Here is a 26,915-nt window from a genome sequence, read left to right as displayed (position 1 = left end):
TGTTCCCCGGGCGCTGGAGCCCGGTGGGCTGTGCTTGCGCACGCGAAGACGTGCGCCTGGTCGTCACCCGGGGCACCCCGCCACAGGGGAGGGTTGCCGCCCGACGAGCCGGGGCTTGGCGTCGGGACTCATGACCGCAGAGGCGGTGCCAGATCGCATCTGACCTGGCAGAACGGGAAGGTACGAACTGTTGCCGTCGTCGTCAACGGAAGGAAATGAGTTCCCGCATTGTGGACAGTTTCGCTTCAGAAAGTGGCGCCGCGCACCGGTTGCCGACCAGGGGCGCTTGCCGGAAGTGTCGTCCCCATGGCCACGCTCCTGCTCGCGCTGATCTATCTCGCGTTCATCAGCCTCGGGCTCCCGGACTCCCTGCTCGGCTCCGGTTGGCCCGCGATGGAGCAGGATCTCGGCGTCCCGCTGTCGTATGCGGGGCTGATCGCCATGGTGATCTCCGCGGGGACGATCGTCTCGAGCCTGCTGTCGGACCGGCTGACGCGCCGGTTCGGCGCGGGGCGCGTGACCGCCGTGTCGGTGCTGGTCTCGGCGCTGGCGCTGCTGGGGTTCTCGCTCGTGGGGTCGTTCTGGCCGCTGCTCGTGCTCGCGGTCCCGTTCGGGCTGTCGGCGGGCGCCGTCGACGCCGCGCTCAACAACCACGTCGCCCTGCACTACAGCTCGCGGCACATGAACTGGCTGCACTGCTTCTGGGGCGTCGGTACGGTCATCAGCCCGTTCATCATGTCGCAGGCGCTGAGCTCCCAGCACGGCTGGTCCGGCGGGTACCGGACCGTCGCGTTCCTCCAGCTCGGCATCGGCGCGATCCTCGTGGCGACGCTGCCGCTGTGGCGCGGCCAGCTCGCGCAGACCGCGGAGCTGCGCACGACGGCGCGGGCGCTGCGGCTGCCCGAGATCCTGCGCATCCGCGGTGTGAAGTCGCTGCTGCTCGCGTTCTTCGGCTACTGCGCCGTCGAGGGCACCGCGATCCTGTGGAGCGCGTCGTACCTGGCCATCGAGCGCGGCGTCGCGACCGCGACCGCCGCGCGCTACGCCTCGTTCTTCCTCCTCGGCATCACCGTGGGCAGGTTCCTGGCCGGCTTCGTCGCCGACCGCGTGGGCGACCGGGGCATGATCCGGCTCGGCCTCGCGCTCATGGTGGTGGGCATCGTCGCCGTGTGGCTGCCCGTGCCGGGCACGGCGCTCGCGCTCAACGGGCTGGTGGTCACCGGGCTCGGGTGCGCCCCGATCTACCCGGCGATCATCCACTCGACGCCCAGCAACTTCGGCGCGGAGAACTCCCAGGCGATCGTCGGCGTCCAGATGGCGGCCGCGTACACCGGGTCGATCGCGATGCCGCCCGCGTTCGGGCTCGTCGCGAACCATGTCGACATCGGCCTGTTCCCGCCCTTCATGCTGCTGCTCACGGTCCTGGTCGCCGTGATGAGCGAGCGCGTGGTGCGGCGGACGGCGTCCTCGCCGGCCGTCGCCGCCTGACCCGCGCAAGGCAGGCCACCTGACCCGCGCAAGGCAAAGGGCGTCCCATGACGCCGCAGACGGAGACGGTGCCCGCGCCGACCCGCCCGGTCGCTGGTTCCATGGAGGCGTGAACGACACGCCCGACGCCCGGTCGAAGCTCGTCCCCGCGCAGCTGAGCCTGTGCGCGGGCGGCCTGGTCACGACGTGGACGGACCGGCCGCGCCTGTGGTCCCTCGACGACGACGGCCTGCGCCGGGCGATGTACGAGGGGCTCCTCGCGCGCACGCAGCGGGCCGACGGCCGCTTCCGCGAGGTGGCCCTGCTCGACGAGGAGCGGGGCGTGCTCGTCCTCGCGCCGCGCACCCGCGCCCCGGACGCCGACCCGCGCGGCGCGTTCGACGGGGTGACGATCCCGCTCGGCACGCCCGGCAAGCCCCGCGACACGACCATGGACGACGTCGCCGACGGGCTCCGACGGGCCGTGCGCTTCACGGTCGCGTCGGGCGGCTACCTGCTGCTCGAGGCGGGCGGCTGGGACGCGCCCGCGGAGCCGTACTGCCTGTTCGTCGCGGCCGACGACGAGATCCGCCTCGAGGCCGCGCCCGCCCCGGCGGGGTCGCAGTTCTGGTCGGACCACGTCACGGCCGGGCAGCCGGTCGCCTCGGTCGCGGCGCCGCGCTCCGACGCCACGCTCGCCGTCGTCTGGCGCATGATGTGGGACGTGGCGCTCACCTGGGACGTAACGCCCTGGGACCTGGCGCTCACGTACGGCGTGCGGCCGCCGTCCGCCTGACGGGTCTCAGTCGACGGGGCGCCCGCCGGCGCGCAGGGCGTCGATGAGCCCGGGGAGCGCGTCGACCGTGCTCTGGTTCAGCACGTGCAGCAGCACGACGTCGCCGGGCTTCGCCGCGGCCAGCACCCGGTCGCGCACGGTGGCGCCGCCGGGGTTGCGCCAGTCGTTCGGGTCGACGGTCCACAGGTCCACGGACAGGTGCTCCGCCGCGGCGGCGGCTCGCACCGCGGCGTCGACCGCACCGTACGGCGGCCGGAACGCCGTCGGGCGCACGCCCGTGATGTCGGTGAGGAGCTGCTGCGTCGTGGCGAGCTCGGAGGCGAGCGCCTCCGGCGTCGCCTTCGTCAGGTCGGCGTGCGTCGTGGAGTGGTTCCCGAGCCGGTGCCCCTCGGCGAGGATGCGCCGCACCGTGTCCGGGTGCTCGCGCGCCCTGTCGCCGACGACGTAGAACGTGGCGTGGGCGCCCTTCGCGCGGAGGATGTCGAGGATCTGCTCGGTGTGCCCGCCCGGCCCGTCGTCGAACGTCAGGTGCACGGCCTGGTCGCCCTCGAACGCGCCCGGCGTCGCCTCCACGGTGGTGAACGGCAGCGCGGTGACCGGGAGGGTGACGACGTCGGAGCCGCCGCCCGCGGCGCGCGCCTGGAGCTCGGCGAGCACGGCCTGCGAGGCCGCGGCGCGGTCGAGCCGCGCGCCCTCGGCTCCCGGCGCGACGACGGTGCCGGTCATGACGATGCGCAGCGCGGGCTGGCGGTCGGTCAGGGCGGCGACCGCGTCGATGTCGGCGCCCAGCCCGGCGGCGTCGACCCCGACGGACGCGACGCCGCCGGCGACCGTGACGGGGAGCGCGGCGAAGACGGCGTCGGGCGCGACGGTGCTGCGCGTGTCGCCCGCGGCGAGCACGAGGGGGCGCTCGACGGCGGTGCCGACCGTGGCCGCGGCGGCGGTGAGGTCGGCGGACGTGACCGCGGCCGCGACGGGCGCCGTGGGCAGGTCCACGGACGGGGCGTCGTCGCGGACGGCGGCGGTCACCGCCTCGACGGCGGCGTCGACGTCGAGCCGCCGGCCCGGGACGTCCGGGCGGACGACGACCCGGCCGGCGGCGTAGGCGATCGACGCGTCGGTGGGCGCGGCGGTGACCTCGTCGGCCAGCGAGGTGAGCGCCGCCTCGAGCCGGTCCGGGTCGAGCCGGTCGCGGGGCGGGATGACCTCCTCGAGGCCCCACACCGCCCGCGTCTGCGTGACGAGGTCGTCCCAGAACGAGCCGTCGCGGCCGGCGGCGAGCAGCCGGTCGTGCAGCTCGTCGGCGGGGTCCACCAGGCCGAGCGTCGCGAGGGTGGGGTCGTGGGTGGCGGACCCGGCCGTGAGCGTCCGCGTGGTCGCGGCGCGCTGGTCGGCGACGGCCCGCGCCGCGGCGGCGCCGTCGGACCAGACCTCGGAGCGCGCGAGGTCCGCGAGCCGCAGCCCGACGACGGGGCGGTCCGTGGCCACGGCGTCGACGGCCAGCGGCGCCCCGAGCACGACGACGACCGACGCCGCGAGGGCGACGCCGACGCGGCGCAGGATCCGGCCAGCCATGCCCCCAGCATCGGCGGAGTCCGGGGCGGGGCGCGGCAGGCGCGCGCAGGACGTCGGTCTGCGGCGCGCGGCGGTCGCCGGGAGTCAGCGTCGCCCGAGGAGCCCCGACCGCTTCGCCATCCACGCGAGCCGCTGGCGCGCCTGCTCCTGCGGCGTCGCGCCGTCGGGCGCCGCGGGGAGTCGGGGCCGGGCAGCGCGGGCAGGCCCGCGGGCGTCGCGCCGTCGGCGCGCCGTCGGCGCGCAACGCCCGCAGCGCGCCGCGCAGCACCAGCCAGGCGACGATCGAGAGGACGAGGCCGACGACGGTGCTGAGCGGCGTCCAGCCCGCGAGGCGCTCGGCGTCGAACGTCGTCATGACGGTGCCGTGGGCCTCTCACCAGGGCAGACGGACGCGGCCGGACGGCGTGACCATAGCCAGGTGCGGGGCCCGCCGAGGCTTCCCGCAGGGTGAGCTTTGGTCCTTCCGTGACCGGACCGACCGTTGCGCGACACGGCCCGGCCGCGCGATGGGGGTCGATTACGGTGCCCGGCAATGGTGCCCCGGCACCGCCGTGGACGTGTGAGAGGGGGATCCGGCATGAGCATCCTGTCGGTCCTGGACAAGAGCCGCGCCGTGGCGCCGCGCGACTTCAACCGGTGGCTCATCCCGCCGGCCGCGCTGGCGGTCCACCTGTCGATCGGCGAGGTCTACGCGTTCAGCGTGTTCAAGACCGCGCTCGTCGACCGGTTCGACGCGAGCCTCACACAGATCGGGATCGTCTTCTCGATCGCGATCGGCATGCTGGGCCTCTCGGCCGCGTTCGGCGGCACGTGGGTCGAGCGGGTGGGACCGCGCAAGGCGATGGTGCTGGCGGCCCTGTGCTGGGGCCTGGGCTTCGCCGTCGGGTCGGTGGGCGTGGCCACGAACCAGCTCTGGCTGCTCTACCTCGGGTACGGCGGCATCGGCGGCATCGGCCTGGGCATCGGCTACGTGTCGCCCGTGTCCACGCTCATCAAGTGGTTCCCCGACCGGCCGGGCATGGCCACGGGGCTCGCGATCATGGGCTTCGGCGGCGGGGCGCTCATCGCGTCGCCGCTGACGGACCTGTTCCTCGAGTCGTTCGCGGCGGACCCCGTCAACGCGATCATCCCGACGTTCCTGACCATCGCGGCGATCGACGTCGTCGTCATGCTGGCCGGTGCGGCGACCATCCGCACGCCGCACCCCGACTGGCGGCCGAAGGGCTGGACGCCGCCCGAGAAGCCGCGGTCGGCGCTCATCTGCCAGGGCAACGTCACCGCGCAGAACGCCATCAGGACGCCCCAGTTCTGGCTGCTGTGGGTCGTGCTGTTCTGCAACATCACCGCGGGCATCGGCATCCTCGAGCAGGCGGCGCCCATGGTGCAGGACTTCTTCCCCGGCACGGCGGCGGCCGTCGCCGCCGGGTTCGTGGGCGTGCTGTCCCTGTGCAACATGGGCGGCCGGTTCGGCTGGTCGACGTTCTCCGACGTCGTCGGGCGCAAGCGGATCTACATGATGTACCTGGGCGTGGGAGCGGTCGTGTACGTGCTGCTGTCCCAGGTGGGGACGTCGTCGATCGTGCTGTTCGTGCTGTTCGCGGCGATCATCATCAGCTTCTACGGCGGCGGGTTCGCCGCCATCCCGGCCTACCTCAAGGACATGTTCGGCGGGATGCAGGTCAGCGCGATCCACGGCCGGCTGCTCACGGCCTGGTCGGCCGCCGGCATCGCGGGGCCGCTCATCGTCAACTCCATCGCCGACCACCAGAAGGCCGCCGGGCGCGAGGGCGCCGACCTCTACGCGATGTCGATGCTCGTGATGGCCGGTCTGCTGTGCGTGGGCTTCGTCGCGAACCTGCTGGTGCGGCCGGTCGCGCAGCGCTGGCACGAGCCGGTCGCGGCCGTCGCGACGACGCCGGCGGACGCCGGCCCGGCGCCGCGGACGGGTGCGCACGCGGCGACCGGGCGCCTGCGCCGGTCGCGGGTCGCGGCGCCGACGTCGGCCGAGCAGCTCCTCGCCCGCGGCGGGACGCTCTCGACGGTGCTGCCGCGCGTGCTGTGGGTCGTGGTCGTGGGTGGCCTGGCCTACGGCCTGGTCACCACCGTCATCAAAGCGGTCGCGCTCTTCACCTGACGGGCCGCGCGACGCCGCCCGGCGGTCGGCCGGGCGGCGGCGCGCACCAAACCACATCCGAGGGCGGCGCGCACGTCCGCAGGGGTGTGAGAAACATCCGCCGACGACGCACCGCTCGGGACGCGGTGACGGCCGCCGAGACGCTGTCGCCGGGTCTACCGTTTGGTCGGACCACAACATCTTGTGGTCGAACCCGCTGAGGAAGGCCCGTGGTTGTAGTGACGCAGCTCGACGTCGACGTGAACCCTGACTCCCCGACCTTCCTGGTCGCCGCGCCGACGGTGATCAAGCGGGACGGCACGCGCACCACGTACGACCTGCGGCGGGTACGGGACGCGATCCGGCCGGCGTGGCTGCGCGCGTGGGACGACGCCGTCGACGAGGCAGAGCTGGCCGCCGTCGTCGCCGCCGTGGACGCGGAGATCTTCCGCCGGTTCCCGACGAACGCGAAGGTCTACGAGATCCAGGCGATCGTCGAGCAGACCCTCATGGAGACTGGGCACGGCGACGTCGCGGAGATCTACGCGACGTACCGGCTCGAGAAGGACCTGCGCCGTCAGCAGCAGTTCAGCGTCGAGCACCAGGTCGGCCGCCTGCAGGACAACGAGGTCGCCAACGAGAACGCCAACAAGGACTCGCGCGTCTTCCACGTCCAGCGCGACCGCATGGCCGGCTCGGTGGCCAAGGCCCGCGGCCTCGCGATGCTGCCGCCGCGCGTGGCGAGCGCCCACATCAAGGGCCAGATCCACTTCCACGACCTGGACTACTCGCCCTACACGCCGTTCAACAACTGCGACCTGCCGAACTTCGCGGACATGCTCGCGCACGGCTTCACCATGGGAAACGCCCAGGTGGAGTCGCCCAAGAGCATCGAGACCGCCGCGTCGCAGCTGGCGCAGCTCATCATCGCCGTGTCGTCGTCGCAGTACGGCGGTGTGACCATCGAGACGATCGACCTGGTGCTCGCCCCCTATGCCGAGAAGTCCTACAGAAAGCACCTCGCGACGGGTGAGAGATGGATCTCTGACGAGGTCGCGCGCGAAGAGTATGCACGCGCGCTCACCGTCAAGGAGATCTACGACTCCGCCCAGACCCTCCTGTTCAACACCAATACCACGGCAAGCACGCAAGGGCAGACTCCTTTCGTCTCTATCGGCCTGGGTCTGGGTACCTCGTGGTTCGAGCGCGAGATTCAGAAAGCCATTCTTCTGGTCCAGGAAAAGGGGCTCGGGGCCGAAGGCAGGACTCCCATCTTCCCCAAGCTCATCTTCACGCTGAAGCGTGGCGTCAACCTGGAACCGGGCGACCCCAACTACGACATCAAGCAGATGGCGATCCGGTGCGCCACCAAGCGCATGTATCCCGACGTCGTGCTGTACGACAACATCGTCAAGATCACGGGGTCCTACAAGACGGCGATGGGGTGCCGTTCCCACCTGTCGGCGTTCGTGAACCCGGAGACCGGCGAGCAGGAGACCGTCGGCCGGATGAACCTCGGCGTCGTGACGCTCAACCTGCCTCGCATCGCCCTGGAGTCGCGCGCGGACACCGCGGAGTTCTGGCGCCTGCTCGACGAGCGTCTCGAGATCGTTCACGAGGCGTTGCGGTTCCGCGAGGCGCGTGTGCGCCAGGCCGTGCCCGAGAACGCCCCCATCCTCTACAAGTCGGGCGGGTTCGCGAGGCTGGAGGACGGCGACCGCGAGGGCCTCGGCCGCCTGTTCGACAACGGTCGCGCGACGCTCTCGCTCGGGTTCATCGGCCTGTACGAGGTGGCAACGGTCTTCTTCGGGCGTCGCTGGGAGACCAACGAGCAGGCGAAGCAGTTCACGATCGACGTCCTGGCCCATATGAAGGCGAAGTGCGAGGCCTGGAACGCTGCCGACCTCAGCGGGACGGACGGCACGGTCCCGGGCGCCTCGATCTCGGTGTACTCGACGCCGTCGGAGTCGCTCACGGACCGTTTTGCCAAGATGGACCGCGAGAAGTTCGGCGCCGTCCCCGACGTCACCGACAAGGGGTCAGGGCGCACGTACTACGTCAACAGCTTCCACCTCGACCCACGTCTGGGCGAGGCTGACGGCTGGGGCCCGTTCCGCAAGCTCGACTTCGAGGCGCCCTATGCGCCGTACACGTCGGGCGGCTTCATCCACTACACCGAGTGGCCGAACGTCCGGAACAACCCGAAGGCCGTGGAGGCCGTGTGGGACTACGCCTACGACCACGAGATCGGCTACATGGGCGTCAACGTGCCGATCGACCGCTGCTTCCGTTGTGGTTACGAAGGCGACTTCGTCGCCGCGAACGAGGGGTTCACGTGCCCGGGCTGCGGTAACACCGGGCGGCTCGAGAACGGCGACGACCCCGACTCGGTCGAGGTCATCCGCCGCGTGTGCGGCTACCTCTCGGAGCCCGTCGTCCGCGGCGTGGTGCGCGGCCGGCAGCACGAGCTGGCGGACCGGGTCAACCACACGGCGGGGTCGAACGACTATGCCGGGCGCGACTGCTGACGTCCCGCGGGGCGCTGGGGCGGTGACCGTATGACGACCAGCGCGTTCGCCGACCGCGGTCTGCCGAGCCCGCTCACCGCGGACCTGTCCGCGACGGTGGGTCGCACCGCCGCCCGCAACGCCCCGCAGACGCCCTCGGACCGCTGGGACCCGACGGTCGTCAGCCAGGCGTACATCGCGGACTACAAGCCGTTCACGGCGCTCGACGGCGAGGGCGTGCGCTGCGCGCTCTACGTGTCCGGCTGCCTGTTCGAGTGCCCGGGCTGCTTCAACGAGGCCGCCTGGTCGTTCCGCCTCGGCACGCCGTACGACGACGCCCTGGAGGACCGCGTCCTGGCGGATCTCGCGAAGCCCTACGTCCAGGGCCTGTCCCTGCTGGGCGGTGAGCCGATGCTCAACACGCCCGTGCTGCTCCGCCTGGTCGAGCGCGTCCGCGCCGCGCTGCCCGGCAAGGACGTCTGGTGCTGGACGGGCTTCACGTTCGAGCAGCTCACGACGGCGGGGCACCCGCAGCAGCAGGCCCTGCTCGAGCAGGTCGACGTGCTCGTGGACGGCCCGTTCCGGCAGGACCGGAAGGACCTCACGCTGCGGTTCCGCGGCTCGACGAACCAGCGGGTGCTCGACGTGCCGGCGTCGTTCGCGGCGGGCGAGGCGGTCGCCTGGCCGCGGCTCTGAGCCGGGCTCGGGCCGGGCTCGGGCCCGGCCGCCCGGCTCAGGCCCGCAGCCCCGTCGGGAACCCGTCGATGCTCACCGCGTTCTTCTCGCGCTGGTAGTCCAGCAGCCCGTCGGGCCCCTTCTTCTCGGCCCACGACGCCATGAGCAGACGCTCGCCGGCGAACTCCAGGAACGGCACGCCGTACCCGCAGGACGTCTGCACCAGGTCGACGGCGACGTCGTACACCTGACGCGCCCCGAGCATCGGCGGGAACAGCCCGGACAGCTCGTGCCAGGCGGGCTCGTCGGGCTGCACCTCGGTCGCCGTCCCGTAGAGCCGCAGGATCAGCGGCTGCCGCTCGAACGAGCAGAACATGAGCGTCATGCGGTTGACCTCCCGCAGGTGCGCGGCGGTCTCGTTGCCGCTGCCCGTCCCGTTGAGCCACACCACGCGGTTCGGTCCGACCACGCGCAGCGAGTCGAGCCCCTTCGGCGAGACGTTGACGCGCCCGTCGCGCGCCGCCGTGCCCACGAAGAAGACGTGCTGCGCCGCGATGAACTCCGCGAGCCGGTCGCTGATCCGGTCGTACTGCTGGGCCATCCCACCAGGCTTCCAGCCCACCGACGCCGAGGGCAAGGTCGGTCTCAGCCGGTGGGAGGGCGGCGTCGTCCTTACGATCGCGACATGACCGACTACTTCGCCGGCGACCCGCGCACGAACCGCGAGCGCATGCTCGCCGGCGACCTCTACATCGCCGACGATCCCGAGAACGAGCGGCTCGCCAAGCGGGGCCAGCGCCTCGCGGACGAGTACTACCGCGCCGACGTGGCCGCCGACGACGGTGCCCGCGCCATCCTCGCCGACCTGCTCGGCACGCTGGGGGAGGGCGCGTACGTCAAGCCGCCCCTGTTCGTCGACTACGGCGAGAACCTGCACGTCGGGGCGCGCACGTTCGTCAACTACAACCTCACGGCGCTCGACGTCGCGGCGATCCGGATCGGCGAGGACTGCCAGATCGGCCCGGGCGTCCAGCTGCTGACGCCCACCCACCCGGTGGACCCGGCGCCGCGCCGCGACAAGCTCGAGGCGGCGCTGCCGATCACGATCGGGGACAACGTGTGGCTGGGTGGCGGCGTGGTCGTCGGGCCGGGCGTGACGATCGGGGACAACACCGTGGTCGGCGCGGGCGCCGTCGTCGTCAAGGACCTCCCGGCGAACGTCGTGGCGGTCGGCAACCCCGCCCGGGTGGTGCGGCACCTGGGGCCGGTGACCGCGTAGCGGGCACGGTGACCGCGTGGCGGGCGCCGCTCAGTGCCCGGCGGACTGCCCGCGCCCGGGGTTCCCGGGGATCGCCAGGGCGAGGACCAGGGCGACGAGCGCGCCGCCGCAGCCGATCGCCAGCGAGACGATGAACCCGCTGACGGTGGGCACGGTGCGGCCCTGGACCTGCTGGACCAGCTGGGCGAGCACGACGGCGATGACCGCCGCGGAGGACGTGGTGCCCAGCGAGCGCATCAGCGAGTTGAAGCCGTTCGCCGCGGCCTTCTCGTGGGCGGGCACGGAGCTCATGATGAGCGCGGGCATCGAGCCGAAGGCGAAGCCGATTCCGCAGCCGACGACGGTCGCGCCGAGCGCGAGGAGGACGAGCGTCCACAGCACGGTCGTCGAGTCCGCCGGGCCCAGGTCGCGGTTGCCGAGGGTCCCCAGGACGAGCGCGCAGATGCCGTAGCCGACGGCGATCACGGCGCCTGCGACCGCCAGCGTGACCTTCGGCCCGCGGGTCCGGGAGATCCGGGCGCCCGGCGCGGAGACCGCCATCATGGCCAGGCCCGTCGGCGCCATCCACAGGCCCATGCCGAGCATGGACTGGCCGAGGCCGAACCCGAGCTCGACGGGGTACTCCATGACCTGCGGGAGGATGAGGTTCATCGCGTACATCGCGAAGCCGACGAAGATCGAGGCGACGTTCGTCAGGAGCACCACGGGTCGCACCGTCGTGCGCAGGTCGACGAGCGGGTGCCGGTGCCGGAGCTCGTACCAGCCCCACGCGAGCAGCACGACGACGGCGACGACGAAGCCGCCGACCGTCAGGCCGGAGCCCCAGCCCCACTCGGCGCCCTTCGAGACGGACAGCAGGAGGGCCGCGAGCCCGACCGCCAGCCCGAGGGTGCCGGCATGGTCGAAGCCCCGGTGGTGCCCGCGGGGGTCGTGCACCGGCAGGACGAACAGGATCGCGAGGAACGCGAGCACGGCGGCTGCTCCGGTGGCCCAGAAGAGCACGCGCCAGTCGGCGTACTCGCTGACGGCGGCGGCGAGCGGCAGGCCCAGCGCCCCGCCGATGCCCATCGAGGCGCTCATGAGGGCGATCGCCGACCCGGCCTTGTCCTTGGGCAGCACGTCGTGCAGCACCGAGATGCCGAGGGGGATCATGCCGGTGCCCAGGCCCTGGAGCCCGCGGCCGACGATCATCGGGCCCACGGTGGTGGACAGCGCGCACACCACGGATCCGACGATGAACGGCACGATCGCGACGAGCAGCAGCTTCTTCTTGCCGTAGAGGTCGCCCAGCCGTCCGGTCACCGGGGTCGCGATGGCTCCGACGAGGAGCGTGACGGTGATGATCCACGACGTGTTGGACGCGTCGGTGCGGAAGATCTCCGGCAGGCTCGCGATGATCGGGACGACCAGAGTCTGCGCGAGCGAGACGACGATGCCGGTCGCGGCCAGGACCGCGACGACCGGCCCGGTACGGCGCCCCGGCTCGAGCACCTCGGCGAGCGGCTCCTCGTCGGGCAGCTCCTCGTCGGGCAGCGATCCGCCGGGCAGCGCTCCCGAGCCCTCGTCCTGCGCCAGTGCCTGAGACATGCGACCTCCTATGTGCATTATGCATATGCATGGTACAGTACGACGGACGACGGGAGAGTCATGTCTGAGGCACCGGCTGGCAGGATCGAGCAGGGCGGGCTGGTCTTCTCGCGCCACCTGCTGGGCATGAGCGGGGGCCGGCGGACGGGCGCGACGCTCACGCAGAGCGCCTACCTGCTGCTGGCGTGCCTCGACGCCGGCGGCCCGATGAGCATCGCCGAGCTGGCCGGCGCGATCGGGCTCGAGACCTCGACCATGAACCGGCAGACCGCCGCGCTCGTGCGGGAGGGCTGGGCCGAGCGCATCCCGGATCCGGCGGGCGGCCTCGCCCGCAAGTTCCGCCCGACGGCGGCGGGGCGCCAGGCGTTCGAGGAAGAGCGCGCCGCCCGCGTCGCCGGCATCGAACGCATCGCCGGGGACTGGTCCGCCGGCGACCTGGACGCGTTCGCCACGCTCCTCGACCGCTTCAACCTCGCGGTGGAGCGCCGGAGGAAGTCCCACTGGCCGCGGGCCTGACGAGCCGGCGCGGACCCGGGTACGACGCGGCCCCGGTGCGCCGTGGTGCACCGGGGCCGCGTGAGGGTGAGGATCAGATGACGCCGAGCGCGATCATCGCGTCCGCGACCTTGGTGAAGCCGGCGATGTTGGCGCCCACCACGTAGTTGCCGGGCGCGCCGTACTCCTCGGCAGTCTCCACGCACTGGTCGTGGATGCCGGTCATGATCTGCTGGAGGCGCTCCTCGGTGTAGTCGAACGTCCACGAGTCGCGCGAGGCGTTCTGCTGCATCTCGAGCGCCGACGTGGCCACGCCACCGGCGTTGGCGGCCTTGCCCGGGCCGAACAGCACGCCGGCGTCCTGGAGCAGCGCGACGGCGTCGGGGGTGTCGGGCATGTTGGCGCCCTCCGCGATCGCGACGACGCCGTTGGCGACGAGCGTCTTGGCGTCCGACTCGTCGAGCTCGTTCTGCGTGGCGCAGGGGAGCGCGATGTGCGTCGGCACGTCCCAGATCGAGCCGCCCGTGACGAGGCGCGAGCCGGGGCGGCGGGCGACGTAGTCGGCGACGCGGCCGCGCTCGACCTCCTTGATCTGGCGGACGAGGTCGACGTCCACGCCGGCCTCGTCGACGACGTAGCCCGAGGAGTCCGAGAAGGCGATGACGTTGGCGCCGAGCTGCTGGGCCTTGGCCATGGCGTAGATGGCGACGTTGCCCGAGCCCGAGACCGTCACGGTGCGGCCGTCGAAGCCGTCGTTCCGGGTGGCGAGCATGGCCTCGGCGAACATGACGGCGCCGTAGCCGGTGGCCTCGGTGCGCACGAGCGAGCCGCCCCACGTGAGGCCCTTGCCGGTCAGCACGCCCGACTCGTAGCGGTTGGTGATGCGCTTGTACTGGCCGAACAGGTAGCCGATCTCGCGGCCGCCCACGCCGATGTCACCGGCGGGCACGTCGGTGTACTCGCCGATGTGGCGGTACAGCTCCGTCATGAACGACTGGCAGAAGCGCATGACCTCGCCGTCCGACTTGCCGCGCGGGTCGAAGTCGGAGCCGCCCTTGCCGCCGCCGATGGGCATGCCCGTGAGCGAGTTCTTGAAGATCTGCTCGAAGCCGAGGAACTTCACGATGCCCAGGTACACCGAGGGGTGGAACCGCAGGCCGCCCTTGAACGGGCCGAGCGCCGAGTTGAACTCGACGCGGAAGCCGCGGTTGATGCGCACGTGGCCGGCGTCGTCGACCCACGGCACACGGAAGATGATCTGGCGCTCGGGCTCGCAGATGCGCTCGAGCACGGCGGCCTCGACGTACTGGGGCTTCTTGCGCAGCACCGGCTCGAGCGACTCGAAGACCTCGCGTACCGCCTGGTGGAACTCGGCCTCTCCGGGGTTGCGATGCAGGATCGTGTCGTAGACCGACTGAAGCTGGGAATCCATACGTACCTCCGGGTTGATCCGACCCGCCGACGTTACGGCTCGGCGTGGGGTGGGGCGACGGCCTGGCGCCCCGCGATCGCGTGGCGCGCCTAGCAGACACACTAGGAAGCGGTCCGCATCCCGAGGTGGTGATCTCAGGATGCGGTACGTCCGCGAGGTCGCCGCGACGAGGATGTGGAAACGTGGTGAACGGAATCAACCGGCGGTGCCAGCGTGTTGGCACCACAGGATCCCGAGGGGGAGGATCGACCGGCCGGTACACCGGCACCACGCCGAGGACAGGACGCAACGAGCTGATGAACGACCTGCTGTACGTCAACGGGGGCAACCCGCTCGAGGGCACGATCACGGTGCGCGGGGCCAAGAACTTCGTCTCCAAGGCGATGGTGGCGTCTCTCCTCGGAGAGACGGCGAGCGTGCTGCGCAACGTCCCCCAGATCCGCGACGTCGGCGTCGTCTCCGGCCTCCTCGAGCTGCACGGCGTCAACGTCAAGTACGACACCGACGCCGGCATCCTCGACCTCGACCCGTCGAACGTCGAGTCCGCGCACATGGCCGACATCGACGCGCACGCGGGCTCCAGCCGCATCCCGATCCTGTTCTGCGGCCCGCTGCTGCACCGCCTCGGCGAGGCCTTCATCCCCGACCTGGGCGGCTGCCGGATCGGCGACCGGCCGATCAACTACCACCTCGACATCCTGCGCCAGTTCGGCGCCGTCGTGGACAAGAAGCCCAACGGCATCCACCTGCGCGCCCCCGAGCGCCTGCGCGGCACCAAGTTCACGCTCGAGTACCCGTCGGTCGGCTCGACCGAGCAGCTCCTGCTCACCGCGGTGCGCGCCGAGGGCATCACCGAGCTGCGCAACGCCGCCATCGAGCCCGAGATCATGGACCTCATCGCCGTCCTGCAGAAGATGGGCGCCATCATCTCGGTCGACACCGACCGCGTCATCCGCATCGAGGGCGTCGACCGGCTCGAGGGCTACAACCACACCGCCCTGGCCGACCGCATCGAGGCCGCGTCCTGGGCGTCGGCCGCGCTCGCCACGGGTGGCGACGTCATGATCAAGGGCGCCACGCAGCCCGAGATGATGACGTTCCTCAACACGTTCCGGAAGGTCGGCGGCAAGTTCGAGGTCAAGGAGGACGGCATCCGGTTCTGGCACCCGGGCGGCGAGCTCCACCCGATCGTGCTCGAGACCGACGTGCACCCCGGCTTCATGACCGACTGGCAGCAGCCGCTCGTCGTCGCGCTCACCCAGTCCACCGGCCTGTCGATCGTGCACGAGACCGTCTACGAGAACCGCTTCGGGTTCACCGAGGCGCTGCGCCAGATGGGCGCCACCATCCAGACCTACAAGGAGTGCCTGGGCGGCGGCGACTGCCGCTTCGGCCAGCGCAACTTCCACCACTCCGCCGTCATCTCCGGCCCCACGCCGCTGAGCGCCGCCGACATCGAGGTGCCCGACCTGCGCGGCGGGTTCTCCCACCTCATCGCGGCGCTCGCGGCCAAGGGCACGTCCACCGTGCGCGGCATCAGCCTCATCGACCGCGGCTACGAGAACTTCCAGGACAAGCTGGTCGCGCTCGGCGCGGACGTCTCCCGCGACTGACGCCCTGCCGACGACGGGCCCTGCGCACCCGGTGCGCAGGGCCCGTCGCCGTTGCTCCGCCCGGCGGCCGCCGCCGGCGAGGGTCGCCGTGGCGGGCCCGGCGACCCTCGTGCGCGAGCCGCCCGGGTAGGCTTTCGCCTCGTGCCCATCGCCCGTCCCGAGTCCCGCGCGTACCGTGCGGTCGCCTGGCTCGTCCGTCATCTGATGTTCGCGGTGTCCAAGCCCGAATGGACCGGGACGGAGAACCTGCCCCGCACCGGGGGGTTCATCGCCGCCGCCAACCACGCGACCGAGCTCGACGCGCTGACCTTCGCGCACTTCCTCTACGACCAGGGGTACGAGCCGCGCATCCTGGCCAAGCGGGGCCTGTTCACCACCCCGGTGATCGGCTCGCTGCTGCGCGCCACGCGCATGATCCCCGTCGATCGCGGCACCACCGAGGCGGGCCGCTCGCTCGAGGACGCGCGCGCGCAGCTCGAGGGCGGCGCGTGCGTGGCGATCTTCCCCGAGGGCACCCTCACGCGTGACCCGGACCTGTGGCCCATGGAGGGCAAGACGGGCCTCGCCCGGCTCGCGCTCGCGACCCGTCAGCCGGTCGTCCCGATCGCCCAGTGGGGCGCGGGGGACATCCTGGCCCGCTACGCCCGCGTGCCGCACCTGATCGGGCGCAAGCGCGTCCAGGTGCGCGTCGGGGCTCCGGTGGACCTGTCGGACCTGTACGACCGTCCCACCGACGCCGCAGCCCTGCGCGAGGCCACGAGCCGCGTCATGGGCGCCATCACGCGCGAGCTCGAGGTGATCCGTGGCGAGCAGGCCCCCGCGGCCCGCTTCGACCTGCGGCTGCACCCCGAGCACAAGAAGAAGCAGACGACCTACCCGCCCGTGGAGCGCCCGTGACCCCTGTAGCAGTCCTCGGAGCCGGTGCCTGGGGCACCACGTTCGCCAAGGTCCTCGCCGACGCCGGCCGCGAGGTGCGGCTGTGGAGCCGTGAGGCGTCCGTCGCCGCCGCGGTCAACGAGCAGCACCGCAACGAGCAGTTCCTGCCGGGCATCGACCTGCCGGCCGGCATCACGGGCACCACCGACCCGGCCGCGGCGCTCGCGGGCGCCGGCATCGTCGTCGTCGCGATCCCGTCCCAGGTGGCGCGGGGCGCGCTCGCGCCGCTCGCGCCGCTCATCGAGCCCGACGCCGTCGTCGTCTCCCTCATGAAGGGCGTCGAGCTGTCGACGGACCGCCTCATGAGCGAGGTCGTCGCGGAGTCGCTGGGCGTCCCCGAGGACCGCATCGTCGTCGTCTCCGGGCCGAACCTGGCCAAGGAGATCGCGGTCGGGCAGCCGACCGCGACCGTCGTCGCGTCGACCAACGAGGACGCGGCGCGCCTGGTCGCCACCGCGTGCGGCAACTCCTACTTCCGCCCGTACACCAACGACGACGTCGTCGGCATCGAGCTGTGCGGCGCGGTCAAGAACGTCATCGCGCTCGCCGTCGGCATCGCCCAGGGCATGGGATACGGCTGGAACACGGCCGCGACGCTCATCAACCGCGGCCTGGTCGAGATGACCCGCCTGGGCGTGGCCCTCGGCGCGCGCGCCGAGACCTTCGCCGGCCTGGCGGGCATGGGCGACCTCGTCGCCACGTGCGCGTCGCCGCTGAGCCGCAACCACACCGTGGGCAGCCACCTCGGCCAGGGCCTCTCGCTCGACGAGGCGATCGCCGCGACGGGCGGCACCGCGGAGGGCGTCAAGTCGTCCCAGTCGGTGCTGGAGCTCGCGGCCAAGCACGGCGTCGAGATGCCGATCACCGCGGGCGTCGTCGCCGTCGTCACCGGGGCGATGCCGGTCCAGGACCTCGGGCCGATGCTGCTCGCGCGGCCGCAGAAGGCGGAAGGCGTCTGACGTCGCGGGGTGAGAACGTAGCCCCATGAGCACGATCGACGACGCCGTCGCCCTCGCCGCCTCCCACGGTCTCCACCTGGACGCCGCGACCGCCCATGTCAACGAGGCGGGACTCGACTACCAGGTCGTCATGGCCCACGACGACGGCGGGCAGCGGTGGGTACTGCGCCTCCCGCGCCGCGCCGACGTCTCCGAGGGCCAGGCCGCCGAGGCGCGCATCCTCGGCCTCGTCGCGCCCGTCCTGGCCGCCGTCGGCGTCGCCGTCCCGGACTGGCGGGTGCGGGAGCGGGACCTGCTGGCGTACCCGGCCCTGCCCGGGTCGCCCGGCCTGACGATGGACGGGGCCGTGCCCGTGTGGCACATGGACCCCGCGAGCCCGGACTACGCCGAGCGTCTCGGCCGGCTGCTCGCCCGTCTGCACGGCATCGGCGCCGACCGGGCCGCCGTGGCCGGGGTCGAGGTGCGCAGCCCCGCGCAGGTGCGTCAGGCGTGGGCCGACGACGTCGCCCGCGTGCGGGGCGAGTTCACCGTCGCCCGTGGGCTGGCCGACGCGTGGCAGGCCTGGCTCGACGACGACCTCTGCTGGCCGGCGACGACCGTGATGACGCACGGGGAGATCTACCCGGCCCACGTGCTGTTCGCCGACGACGGCGCGATCACGGGGGTGCTGGACTGGACGACGGCCCGGGTGGACGACCCCGCCCGGGACCTCGCCGCCCAGTACGGCGCCGCGGGCGAGGAGATGCTGCGGGCCACCCTGGCCGCCTACGAGCAGGCAGGCGGGCACGTCCACGCCGGGCTGGCCACGCAGGCCCGGCGCCTGTGGGAGGCGTCCCCGATCGGCTACGCGCTCTTCGCGCTGACGACGGGCGCCGGCGACGACCGCGACGCGGCCGCCGCGATGCTGAACCCGGAGCGCTGACCGGGGTTCCCACGAGCCGTCACCCGGCGAGCCGGCGGGTCAGCGGCAGGCGCGCCGGGGTCAGGAGCCAGGCGCCGGTGAGCGTGACCGCGGGGATCGCGAGCACGAGCAGCGCCAGCACGGGCCACGGCCACACGAACGACCAGGTGGGGTCCACGCCGTGCAGGCCGAACCGGCGTCCCGCCACGGCGGCCCAGGCGAACGCCAGGCCGAGCACCGCGCCGGCCCCGACGCCGAGCACCAGGATCACGGCGGCGTGCGCGACGGCGAGCCCGCGCCGGACCCGCCGCGGGGCCCCGACCGCGGCGAGCGTCGCCAGGTCGGGCCGGACGTCCGCCGCGGCGAGCGCGACGCACGTCCCCGCCGCGGCGGCCGCGAGCACCGCGGCCGTCAGGGCGAGGGCGAGCGTCCAGGCACCCCCGTCCGACCGCGGCCCTCGCTCCACCGCCATCTCGACGCCGGGCACGACGGCGGCGAGCGCGGCGAGCGCCGCGTGCTCGGCGTCCACGTCGGGCAGCGGCGTGGACGGTGCGAGCAGCCCCTCCTGCACGGTGCGCAGCGCGAGCCGGTCGGCCAGCGTCGGCGGGACGATGACGCGCAGCCGGTCGCTGCCCAGGTCGACGGCGGTCGCCGGCACCTCGACCGCGCTCGGGACGGCGGCGTGGCCGACGCCGATCCGCGCCGTCCCTTCGGGAGTGACCTGCTGCGGCCAGCGCACCACGACCCGGCCGGCGGCGAGCGCCGCGGCGGCCTCGGCGCTGCCCGGCAGCCCGAGCCGCGCGACGAGCGTCCCGTCGTCGACGAGCGGCGCGTTCGGGTCGGCGGCGGGCACCCACGAGGCCGGGTAGACGCGGAGCGGCGGGACGGAGGGCGCGGTGCCCCCGACCCACGCGACGTCGAGCCACACCGGGGAGCTGGCGTTCGCGCTGAGCCCCACCCGCACCGGCACGACCGGGCCGCCCGGCAGCTCGCGTGTCAGGGTGTCGCCCAGCGCCGCCCACTGCCGCGGGGTGGTCGCGTCGGGGCCGGCGTCGGCCGCGGGTGCAGCGACGCGCACCGTCCCGACGCCCGACGGCGCGTCGTAGACCGCTCGCCCGTGCGCGTCGTACGAGGCGGAGAAGCCTGCCGCGCCGACGGCGAGCGCGACGGCGGCCAGCACGCCCGCGACGGCGGGCACCGTGCGCGACCGGCGGCGGTCGGCGTCGCGCAGCGCGTATCGCGCGGGCGTGGCGAGGCGTGGCGCGAGGCGGGCGAGCAGACCGACGATCCGGCCGAGCGACCCGAGAACGCCACCGAGCAGCGTCAGGGCGCCGACACCGAGCAGCACGGGCGCGGAGGCCGTCACGCCGGCACCGCTGAGCAGCACCCCGACGGCGAGGGCGGCGACCGTGAGGGCGCGGCGTCGTTCGCGCGGGACGCCGCCGACCGAGGGGCGGCCGGTCAGGGCGGCGACGGGGTCTTCCCGGGCGGCCTGCCGCGCGGGCCACCACGCCGCCAGGGTGGGGGAGACGATGCCGTTCGTTACCAGGAGCGCCAGGGCCGCACCGTTCAGCCGCAGGTCGGGCATGGCGACGCTGCCTGCCGCCAGGGTCACACCACGGATCGCCGCCGCGACGCCGATCCCGCCCGCAGCCCCCGCCACCGACGCGACGGTGCCCGCGAGGACGCCCTGCAGCACGACGACGCGGCGCAGGTCGCGCCCCTGCGCGCCGACCGACGACAGCAGGCCGAGCTCCCGCCGGTGGCGCCGCGCCGCGACGGCGAACGCCGGCGCCACCATGAGCGCGGCGAGCGCGACGGCGGCTGCGCCGAGGATCACGTACAGCGCGCGGTCCTGGTCGCTCGTCGCCGTCGCGTCGCCCGGGAAGGCGACCTGGCCGGCCGACGGCGGCCGGGCGATCACCTCGCGCGAGAGCACGACGGACCCGAGCGCGTTGACGGCCTGCACCTGCTCCCAGGTCACCGGCGGGCCCGTGACGATCCACCGGACCGACCCCTGGGAGGCGTCGCCCAGCGTCGCCGGGACCCGTGCGGCGGTACCGGGCAGCCCCACGGCGGCCATCCGGTCGGCGGCGCCGGGGACCGGGCGCAGGACGCCGACCACGCTCACTCGGCTCGCCGCGACGTCGACGCCCGCCGTGCCCGGCGGCGGCGTCGCCGTCAGCGTCGCACCGGGGTCGAGGTCGAGGGCGTCGGCCAGCGCGTGGTCCACGACGACCTCGCCCGGCTCCCGTGGGACGCGCCCGGCGGCCAGCGGGAACGCCGCCGCCACGTCGGGCACCGTCAGGTCCGTCTCGATCAGGTAGCCGCCGTCCCGGTACCGGCCGTCCTCGCCCGTCCAGCGGGGCGACGCCACCAGCATGCGGTGCACGTCGTCGGGGGTACCGAGCACGCGGGCGAGCGCGGTCTCGTAGGCGGCGAGCGTCGGGGGCACCGCCGGGGCTGCGGCGTCGTCGGTCCGGACGGACCCGGTGGGGCTCTGCACGAGCCCCGGCCGCTGGTAGGCGTCGACCCAGGCGGTCGCCGCCGGCCCGATCGTCGCGTCGAGCTGCCGGGTCTCCGTGAGGTCCAGGGAGCGGGCCGTCGTCGTCGCCGCCGCCCCCACCAGCACGGGCACGGCGATGGTCGCGAGGACGAGCGCGGCCTGGCCGCGCGAGCGCAGGAGGTCGCGGACCGCGAGGCGCGCGGTGAACCGAAGCCGGCTCATCGCGCGGTGCCCGCGCCGAACAGGGCCTCCGGCCCGGCCGCGGCGTCGAGGGTGTCGACGACCTCGCCGTCGGCGAGAAACACGGTGCGGTCGGCCCACGCGGCGAACCGCGGCTCGTGCGTGACGACCAGGGCGGCCGCCCCGGCCTCCACGCGGTCGCGCAGCAGGCCCATGACGGCGGTGCCCGTCGCGGAGTCGAGCGCTCCGGTCGGCTCGTCGGCGAGCAGCAGCCGCCGCGGACCGACGAGCGCCCGTGCGATCGCGACCCGTTGCGCCTGTCCGCCCGACAGCTCGTGCGGCATCCGGTCGCCCAGCCCGTCCAGGCCGACGACGGCGAGGGCGGCGTGCGCGAGGCTGCGCGCCCGGCCCGCCCGGACGCCGTCGAGCTCGAGCGGCGCGGCGACGTTCTCGGCCGCGGTCAGCACCGGGACGAGGTTGAAGTCCTGGAACACGTACCCGACGGACGTGCGCCGCAGCGCCGCCCGCTCGTCGTACCGGAGCGTTCCGAGGTCGACGTCGCCGACGAGCACCTGGCCGGACGTCGCGGTGTCGAGGCCGCCGGCGAGGTGCAGGAGCGTCGACTTGCCCGACCCGGACGCGCCCATGACGGCGACGAGCTCGCCGTGCGCGACGTCGAGGTCGACCGCCCGCAGCGCCTCGACCCGGCCGGCGCCCGAGCCGTGCACCCGGCTCACCGCCCGCAGGCGCAGGGCCGCGCTCAACGGACCTGCTCCGTGCGCTCGGTCGCGGCGTCGGCAGGTCCCACGAGTCCGGCGGGGCGTGCCGCGCGGCGCCGGGCCGCGGCCTGGACCCGGCCCTGGACGTGGTCGAGCCACCGCAGCTCGGCCTCGAGGTCGAACACGAGACGGTCGAGCACGAGCGCCCAGGCGAGGTCCGGGTCCGGCGCACCGGCGGCCTCGGCCTGGAGGCGGGTGTAGTCGCGCAGCACGCGCAGCGACTCCTTGCGCTGCCCCTGCACGACGGCGCGCACGTCGACGCCGGGCGCGGAGACGGCCAGGGCGAGCTTGATGGCCAGCTCGTCGCGCACGGGGGCACCGCGGTCGACCGGAGCCGTCCACCACGCGTCGGCCGCCGCGCGCCCGGCGTCCGTGAGCCGGTAGGGGTCGGTGTCGTGCTCGTGAGCGTCGGGCACCGGCTCCACGAGGCCGTCGCGCTCGAGGCGCTGGAGCGTCGTGTACACCTGGCCGACGTTCACCGGCCACGCGCCGCCCGTCCGGCGCTCGAACTCGCTCCGCAGCTGGTAGCCGTACATCGGCTCCTCGGCGAGCAGCTCCAGGATCCCCATCCGCACCGACACCGTGACCTCCCGAACCATGCATACTCGGTATGCTCTCGAGCGAGAGGCTAGTGCATACCGGGTATGTGTCAAGAGGCGACGTGCTCGACGTCAGCGCCCGACGTCAGTGCTCGACGTCGACCACCAGCCGCGTCGGGTTGTCCAGCGTGAAGACGCGGAACGGCGTGCGGTCGTCCGTGCCGACGAACGCCGTCGTGTACCCCTCGAAGACGAAGCGGTAGACGACCTCCTCGACCGACTCGCCGTCGAGGTCGACGGTCGCGCCCGAGAACTCCGTGACGCCCGTGTCCGCGGGGATGCCCGTGCCCGAGATGCGTACCTGGAGCACCTCGTCCCCGTCGACGTCGACGGGCAGGCCGGAGCCGTCGTCGAGGGCCTGGTCGACGTACTCGACCCGCCAGCCCGGCGTCCCGGTCCCGCCGAGGTCGAAGACGACGCGGTCGAACGTGCCGTGGCTCGCGGCCCGCACGTCGGTGACGGTGAGCATGGCGCCGTCGGCGGGCTCGGCCTCCGAGACCGTGGTGGGATCGGCGAACGGGACGTCCGCGCTGGGGTCGTCGGCGCTGGGGTCGTCGGCGGTGCCGGTCGGTGCCGGCGTCGTCGCCTCGTCGCCCGGGGTCGCGGTGGGCGTCGGCGACGAGGCCTCCGACGCCGCGGGGGTGCTCGGGCCGGGGCTGGCCGGCGGCTCGTCGCCCGAGCCCGCGCACCCCGCGAGCGCGAGGGTCAGCGCCAGCGCACCTGCCGCCGTGAACGCCCTGGTCCTGGCCGCCATGGGAAACTCCGCTCGTCCGCGAGCCTGCGCTCGTCCGATGAGACGACGGTAGCCGCGGCGGAGCGCGTCGGCAGGCCGGCGGGCGCCCGCCGACGGGCTCGTCGCCAGACCGTGACCTGCGCGGGCGGCGTCACCCCAGCGAGCGCAGCGCCTGGTCCAGGTCGGCCCAGAGGTCCTCGACGTCCTCGATCCCCACGGACATCCGCAGCAGGTCCTCGGGGACCGTCGGCGACTCGGTCGCGAAGCGGCGGCGGCGCTCCAGCGTCGACTCGACGCCGCCCAGCGACGTCGCCGGCACCCACAGCCGCAGGGCGGCGACGACGGCGTCCGCGGCCTCGGCACCGCCGACGGGGCGCAGGCCGACGATCGCGCCGAAGCCGCGCATCTGGGCCTTGGCGCGCTCGTGCCCGGGGTCGGCGGGCAGCGACGGGTGCCGCACCTCGGCGACGGCCGGGTGCGCGGCGAGGCGCTCCGCGATGACGGCCGCGTTGGCCTGCGCGCGCTCGACGCGCAGCGCCAGCGTGCGCAGCCCGCGCAGCGCCAGCCACACCTCCATCGGCCCGGCGATGGAGCCGTGCATCGTCCGGTAGGCGCGCAGCCGCGCGTCGAGCTCGGGGTCGTTCGTCACGCACGCCCCGAGGACGACGTCGGAGTGCCCGGCGAGGTACTTGGTCACCGAGTGCAGGACGACGTCGGCGCCGAGCGCGAGGGGGTTCTGGCCGAGCGGGGTGGCGAAGGTGTTGTCGACGACGGTGGTCACGCCGCGCTCGCGTGCCGCGGACAGGAGCGCGGGCAGGTCAGCGACCTCGAGCATCGGGTTCGTGGGCGACTCGATCAGCGCGACGTCGGCGGCGCCCGGGCCCCACGCTTCTGCCTGCTGCGCTCCGGGGGCTCGCGAGCCCGCGGGCTCGAGCGCGGCGACGACCTGCGCGGTCTCCGCGATGTCGACGCGGCGCACCTCGACGCCGTGCCGGGCCGCGAGGTCGTCCGCGTAGCCGAGGCTCACCTGGTAGGCGTGGCGCGGCACGACGAGCACGCCGCCGTCGGGGACGAGCGACAGCGCGGCGGCGACGGCGGCCATGCCGGAGCCGTAGACGACCGCCGGGTGCGCGGCGCCCTCGAGCCGCCCGAGGGCCTCCTCGAACGGCCGCCACGTCTCGGTGCCGATGCGCGCGTAGAGCAGGTCCGCGCCGGGGTCGCCCTGCGACACGTAGGTGCTGCTGAGCACCACGGGCGCGTTGACCGGCCCGCCCTGGACGCGCGGCGGGCGCCCCGCGGCGACGGCGACGGTGGCAGGGCTGAGGTCCTCGTGCGACGGCATGGTCGCAGCCTACGGCCCGGTCCTGGGCGCCCCGGACGCTGTGCGGTCGCACCGCGCGGACCGTCACGCGGCCTGGCGGAACGTCCTGCGGTACTGCGTGGGCGTCACGCCCAGGGCGGCCTGCAGGTGCGCGCGCAGGGACTGGCCCGTGCCGAAGCCGCAGCGTGCCGCGACCTGGTCCAGGCCCAGGTCCGTGCCCTCCAGGAGGTTCCGGGCGGCCTCGACGCGCTGCGCGACGACCCACGCGCCGGGGCTCTGCCCGGTCTCGTCGCGGAAGCGACGCGTGAACGTCCGCACGCTCATGGAGCACCGGGCCGCGAGGTCGGCCAGCGGGAGCGGGTCGGCCAGGTGGTCGAGCACCCAGGCGCGCGCCGCGCCCGTGCCCGCCGCCGCGGCGGCCGGGACCGTGCGGCGCACGTACTGCGCCTGGCCGCCGTCGCGGTGGGGCGGGACGACGGTGCGCCGGGCCACCTCGTCCGCGACGGCCGCCCCGTGGTCGCGCCGCACCACGTGCAGGCACAGGTCGACACCCGCGGCGACGCCCGCGGAGGTGAGCACGTCGCCGTCGTCGATGTAGAGCACGTCGGGGCGCACGTCGACGCGCGGGAAGAGGCGGGCCATGAGCTCGGCGTCGGCCCAGTGCGTGGTGGCCGGCCGGCCGTCGAGGAACCCCGCGGCGGCGAGCACGAAGCTGCCGAGGCAGATCGACACGAGCCGCGTGCCCGGGCGCAGGTGCGCCAGCGCCGCCTCGAGCTCGGGCGTGAGGTGGCCGTCGTCACGCACCGATCCCTGGAGGTAGGACGCGGGGACCACGAGCGTGTCCGCCTCGGCCAGCGCCTGCGGCCCGTGCTCGGCCAGGACGACGACGTCGCTGTCCGAGCGCACGGGCCCGGGGCCGGTCACGGCCGCGGTCACGACGTCGTAGAGGAAGCGCCCCGCGGCGTCGCGGGCGCGCCCGAAGATGCGGTGGGGGATGCCCAGCTCGAACGGGATGAACCCGTCCTGGACCAGGACGACGACGCGGTGGCGACCAGGCTCCGTCGTGCCCCGGAGCGTCATGTCCGGGAGGTACGTCATGGCCAGATCCTATCGAACCGTGACCACCGGGCCACTCGTGCGGGTGGGAGCGTTCGCGCAGGATCGTCCCCGTGACACCGACGGCCGCCTCCCGCACCGCACGCCTCGCCCCGCACCGGCGCGTCCACCCCGCCTGGGGCGTGGCCCTGGTCAGCTTCCTCGTGATCGTCGCGGCCGCCGCGTTCGGGTCCGCGCCGGGGCTGCTCGTCGACCCGCTGCACCTGGAGCTCGGCTGGTCGCGCGGCACCATCGGGCTGGGCGTCTCCGTGCAGCTCGCCCTCTACGGGCTCACCGCGCCCTTCGCGGCCGCGCTCATGGACCGGTTCGGCATCCGGCCCGTGCTCGTCGTGGCGCTGGCCGTCGTGACGGGAGGGGCGGTGTCGACGATCTGGATGACGGCGGCCTGGCAGCTCGTGCTCGGCTGGGGCGTGCTCGTCGGCCTCGGCACCGGCTGCATGGCGCCCGCGTTCGCCGCGACGGTCACCCAGCGGTGGTTCGTCGCACGCCGGGGCCTGGTCAGCGGCGTGCTCACCGCGGCGTCCGCGTCCGGGCAGCTCGTGTTCCTGCCCCTGCTGAGCTGGATGATCGGCGCGCACGGCTGGCGCTCCGCGTCCGTGACGGTCGCCGTCGCGGCGGCGCTCGCGGTGCCGCTCGTGCTGCTCGCGATGCGCGACCACCCCGCCGACGCGGGCGTGCCGCCGTACGGCTCCGACGTCGTCGAGCCGCGACCCCTGCCGCGCACCGGGGCGGCCCGGCGCGCCGTCACGGCGCTGACGGGGGCCTCGCGCACGGGCGCGTTCTGGCTGCTCGCCGGAGCGTTCGCGATCTGCGGTGCGTCGACGAACGGCCTGGTCAAGACGCACTTCGTCCCCGCCGCCCACGACCACGGCATGTCGATGACGATGGGCGCGTCCCTGCTCGCGGTCGTCGGTATCTTCGACATCGCCGGGACGATCTTCTCGGGCTGGCTCACCGACCGCGTCTCGCCGAAGCTGCTGCTGGGCGTCTACTACACGCTGCGCGGCGTCGCCCTCATGACGCTGCCGTCGCTGCTGGGGCCGCACGTCGAGCCGCCCATGGTGTTCTTCATCGTGTTCTACGGCCTGGACTGGGTGGCCACGGTGCCGCCCACGATGGCGCTGTGCCGCGAGCACTACGGCGACGAGGCGTCGATCGTGTTCGGCTGGGTGCTGGCCGCGCACCAGGTCGGGGCGGGGCTGGTCGCGTGGGTCGGCGGCGTCGTGCGCGACGCGACCGGCACCTACGACGGCGTCTGGTACGGGGCCGGGCTGCTCTGCGCGGGGGCCGCGCTCATGTCGCTGCTGGTGCGCCGGCTCGCGCGCCCCGGGGCGCCCGCGTAGCCG

General features: G+C 73.9%; 22 protein-coding genes and 1 riboswitch. Of the genes, 12 read left to right on the top strand and 10 right to left on the bottom strand.

From position 1 onward, the window contains the following. Window positions 1–25: 25 nt before the first annotated feature. Window positions 26–136, bottom strand: a riboswitch (SAM riboswitch). A gap of 170 nt (window positions 137–306) precedes the next feature. Both ET471_RS17425 and ET471_RS17420 read left to right on the top strand, forming a co-directional pair. After that, window positions 307–1,488 (top strand): MFS transporter, encoded by a 1,182-nt coding sequence (locus ET471_RS17425; RefSeq protein ID WP_129190427.1) that lies wholly within the window; start codon window positions 307–309, stop codon window positions 1,486–1,488. Window positions 1,489–1,597: 109 nt separating this feature from the next. Next, the gene (locus ET471_RS17420; RefSeq protein WP_129190425.1) at window positions 1,598–2,263 is read left to right on the top strand and encodes a hypothetical protein; all 666 of its coding nucleotides are present in this window, start codon (window positions 1,598–1,600) and stop codon (window positions 2,261–2,263) included. 6 nt (window positions 2,264–2,269) lie between these two features. Here the strand turns inward: ET471_RS17420 and ET471_RS17415 are convergent, their stop codons facing one another. Continuing rightward, window positions 2,270–3,838: a polysaccharide deacetylase family protein gene (locus ET471_RS17415; protein WP_129190423.1), complete on the bottom strand. Its 1,569-nt coding sequence runs from the start codon at window positions 3,836–3,838 to the stop codon at window positions 2,270–2,272. A gap of 577 nt (window positions 3,839–4,415) precedes the next feature. On the opposite strand from ET471_RS17415, the gene ET471_RS17410 reads away from it, so the two are divergent. The 3 genes from ET471_RS17410 (at window position 4,416) to nrdG (ending at window position 9,154) form a co-directional block, all read left to right on the top strand. Further along, window positions 4,416–5,972, top strand: coding sequence for an L-lactate MFS transporter (locus ET471_RS17410; RefSeq protein ID WP_129190421.1), 1,557 nt, complete (start codon window positions 4,416–4,418; stop codon window positions 5,970–5,972). A gap of 209 nt (window positions 5,973–6,181) precedes the next feature. Next, window positions 6,182–8,479 carry an anaerobic ribonucleoside-triphosphate reductase gene (gene nrdD, locus ET471_RS17405; RefSeq protein ID WP_242496347.1) on the top strand — a complete coding sequence of 766 codons (2,298 nt, stop codon included), beginning with the start codon at window positions 6,182–6,184 and terminating at the stop codon, window positions 8,477–8,479. A gap of 30 nt (window positions 8,480–8,509) precedes the next feature. After that, window positions 8,510–9,154 (top strand): anaerobic ribonucleoside-triphosphate reductase activating protein, encoded by a 645-nt coding sequence (nrdG, locus tag ET471_RS17400; protein ID WP_129190419.1) that lies wholly within the window; start codon window positions 8,510–8,512, stop codon window positions 9,152–9,154. 37 nt (window positions 9,155–9,191) lie between these two features. On the opposite strand, the gene ET471_RS17395 is transcribed toward nrdG, so the two are convergent. Then, entirely contained in the window at window positions 9,192–9,734 is a 543-nt protein-coding gene (locus ET471_RS17395; RefSeq protein ID WP_129190417.1) for a pyridoxamine 5'-phosphate oxidase family protein, read from the bottom strand. 84 nt (window positions 9,735–9,818) lie between these two features. Between ET471_RS17395 and ET471_RS17390 the strand changes: the two genes are divergently transcribed. Beyond that, entirely contained in the window at window positions 9,819–10,412 is a 594-nt protein-coding gene (locus tag ET471_RS17390; RefSeq protein WP_129190415.1) for a sugar O-acetyltransferase, read from the top strand. Between the two features lie 30 nt (window positions 10,413–10,442). Here the strand turns inward: ET471_RS17390 and ET471_RS17385 are convergent, their stop codons facing one another. Beyond that, on the bottom strand, window positions 10,443–11,999 hold the full coding sequence (locus ET471_RS17385; protein WP_129190413.1) for an MFS transporter: 1,557 nt from the start codon (window positions 11,997–11,999) through the stop codon (window positions 10,443–10,445). Window positions 12,000–12,059: 60 nt separating this feature from the next. Here ET471_RS17385 and ET471_RS17380 point away from each other — a divergent pair, with 60 nt between their 5' ends. Beyond that, window positions 12,060–12,515, top strand: a complete 456-nt coding sequence (locus tag ET471_RS17380; RefSeq protein WP_129190411.1) for a MarR family winged helix-turn-helix transcriptional regulator — start codon at window positions 12,060–12,062, stop codon at window positions 12,513–12,515. Between the two features lie 73 nt (window positions 12,516–12,588). On the opposite strand, the gene gdhA is transcribed toward ET471_RS17380, so the two are convergent. Beyond that, a complete protein-coding gene (gene gdhA, locus ET471_RS17375; RefSeq protein ID WP_129190409.1) occupies window positions 12,589–13,926 on the bottom strand; it encodes an NADP-specific glutamate dehydrogenase in 1,338 nt (445 codons plus the stop codon). A gap of 296 nt (window positions 13,927–14,222) precedes the next feature. Here gdhA and murA point away from each other — a divergent pair, with 296 nt between their 5' ends. The 4 genes from murA to ET471_RS17355 all read left to right on the top strand — a co-directional run bounded on the left by murA (window position 14,223) and on the right by ET471_RS17355 (window position 18,356). Then, window positions 14,223–15,539: a UDP-N-acetylglucosamine 1-carboxyvinyltransferase gene (gene murA / locus ET471_RS17370; RefSeq protein ID WP_129190407.1), complete on the top strand. Its 1,317-nt coding sequence runs from the start codon at window positions 14,223–14,225 to the stop codon at window positions 15,537–15,539. Window positions 15,540–15,680: 141 nt separating this feature from the next. After that, complete coding sequence (locus tag ET471_RS17365; protein ID WP_129190405.1) at window positions 15,681–16,436, top strand: lysophospholipid acyltransferase family protein; 756 nt, start codon at window positions 15,681–15,683, stop codon at window positions 16,434–16,436. Next, a complete protein-coding gene (locus ET471_RS17360) occupies window positions 16,433–17,434 on the top strand; it encodes an NAD(P)H-dependent glycerol-3-phosphate dehydrogenase (protein WP_129190403.1) in 1,002 nt (333 codons plus the stop codon). The genes ET471_RS17365 and ET471_RS17360 overlap by 4 nt, the downstream gene beginning before the upstream one ends. Before the next feature lie 25 nt (window positions 17,435–17,459). Beyond that, window positions 17,460–18,356, top strand: coding sequence for a macrolide 2'-phosphotransferase (locus ET471_RS17355; protein ID WP_129190401.1), 897 nt, complete (start codon window positions 17,460–17,462; stop codon window positions 18,354–18,356). A gap of 19 nt (window positions 18,357–18,375) precedes the next feature. On the opposite strand, the gene ET471_RS17350 is transcribed toward ET471_RS17355, so the two are convergent. The 6 genes from ET471_RS17350 to ET471_RS17330 form a co-directional block, all read right to left on the bottom strand. Further along, entirely contained in the window at window positions 18,376–21,063 is a 2,688-nt protein-coding gene (locus tag ET471_RS17350) for an ABC transporter permease (RefSeq protein WP_129190399.1), read from the bottom strand. Then, entirely contained in the window at window positions 21,060–21,785 is a 726-nt protein-coding gene (locus ET471_RS18290; protein WP_207207298.1) for an ABC transporter ATP-binding protein, read from the bottom strand. Before ET471_RS18290 ends, ET471_RS17350 begins: the two co-directional genes overlap by 4 nt. Further along, window positions 21,782–22,399, bottom strand: coding sequence for a PadR family transcriptional regulator (locus ET471_RS18285; RefSeq protein ID WP_342586056.1), 618 nt, complete (start codon window positions 22,397–22,399; stop codon window positions 21,782–21,784). The genes ET471_RS18290 and ET471_RS18285 overlap by 4 nt, the downstream gene beginning before the upstream one ends. Window positions 22,400–22,484: 85 nt before the next feature. Continuing rightward, window positions 22,485–23,153 carry an AMIN-like domain-containing (lipo)protein gene (locus ET471_RS17340; RefSeq protein ID WP_129190397.1) on the bottom strand — a complete coding sequence of 223 codons (669 nt, stop codon included), beginning with the start codon at window positions 23,151–23,153 and terminating at the stop codon, window positions 22,485–22,487. 130 nt (window positions 23,154–23,283) lie between these two features. Beyond that, on the bottom strand, window positions 23,284–24,474 hold the full coding sequence (locus ET471_RS17335; protein ID WP_129190395.1) for a trans-sulfuration enzyme family protein: 1,191 nt from the start codon (window positions 24,472–24,474) through the stop codon (window positions 23,284–23,286). 63 nt (window positions 24,475–24,537) lie between these two features. Then, a complete protein-coding gene (locus ET471_RS17330) occupies window positions 24,538–25,551 on the bottom strand; it encodes a GlxA family transcriptional regulator (protein ID WP_129190393.1) in 1,014 nt (337 codons plus the stop codon). A gap of 71 nt (window positions 25,552–25,622) precedes the next feature. Here ET471_RS17330 and ET471_RS17325 point away from each other — a divergent pair, with 71 nt between their 5' ends. Next, window positions 25,623–26,912 carry an MFS transporter gene (locus ET471_RS17325; protein ID WP_129190391.1) on the top strand — a complete coding sequence of 430 codons (1,290 nt, stop codon included), beginning with the start codon at window positions 25,623–25,625 and terminating at the stop codon, window positions 26,910–26,912. The last annotated feature ends 3 nt before the right edge of the window (window positions 26,913–26,915 follow it).

This window comes from Xylanimonas protaetiae (genome assembly GCF_004135385.1).
GTDB lineage: Bacteria > Actinomycetota > Actinomycetes > Actinomycetales > Cellulomonadaceae > Xylanimonas > Xylanimonas protaetiae.
Note: the sequence above shows the minus strand (reverse complement) of the source record. Positions and strands in the feature narration are given on the sequence as shown.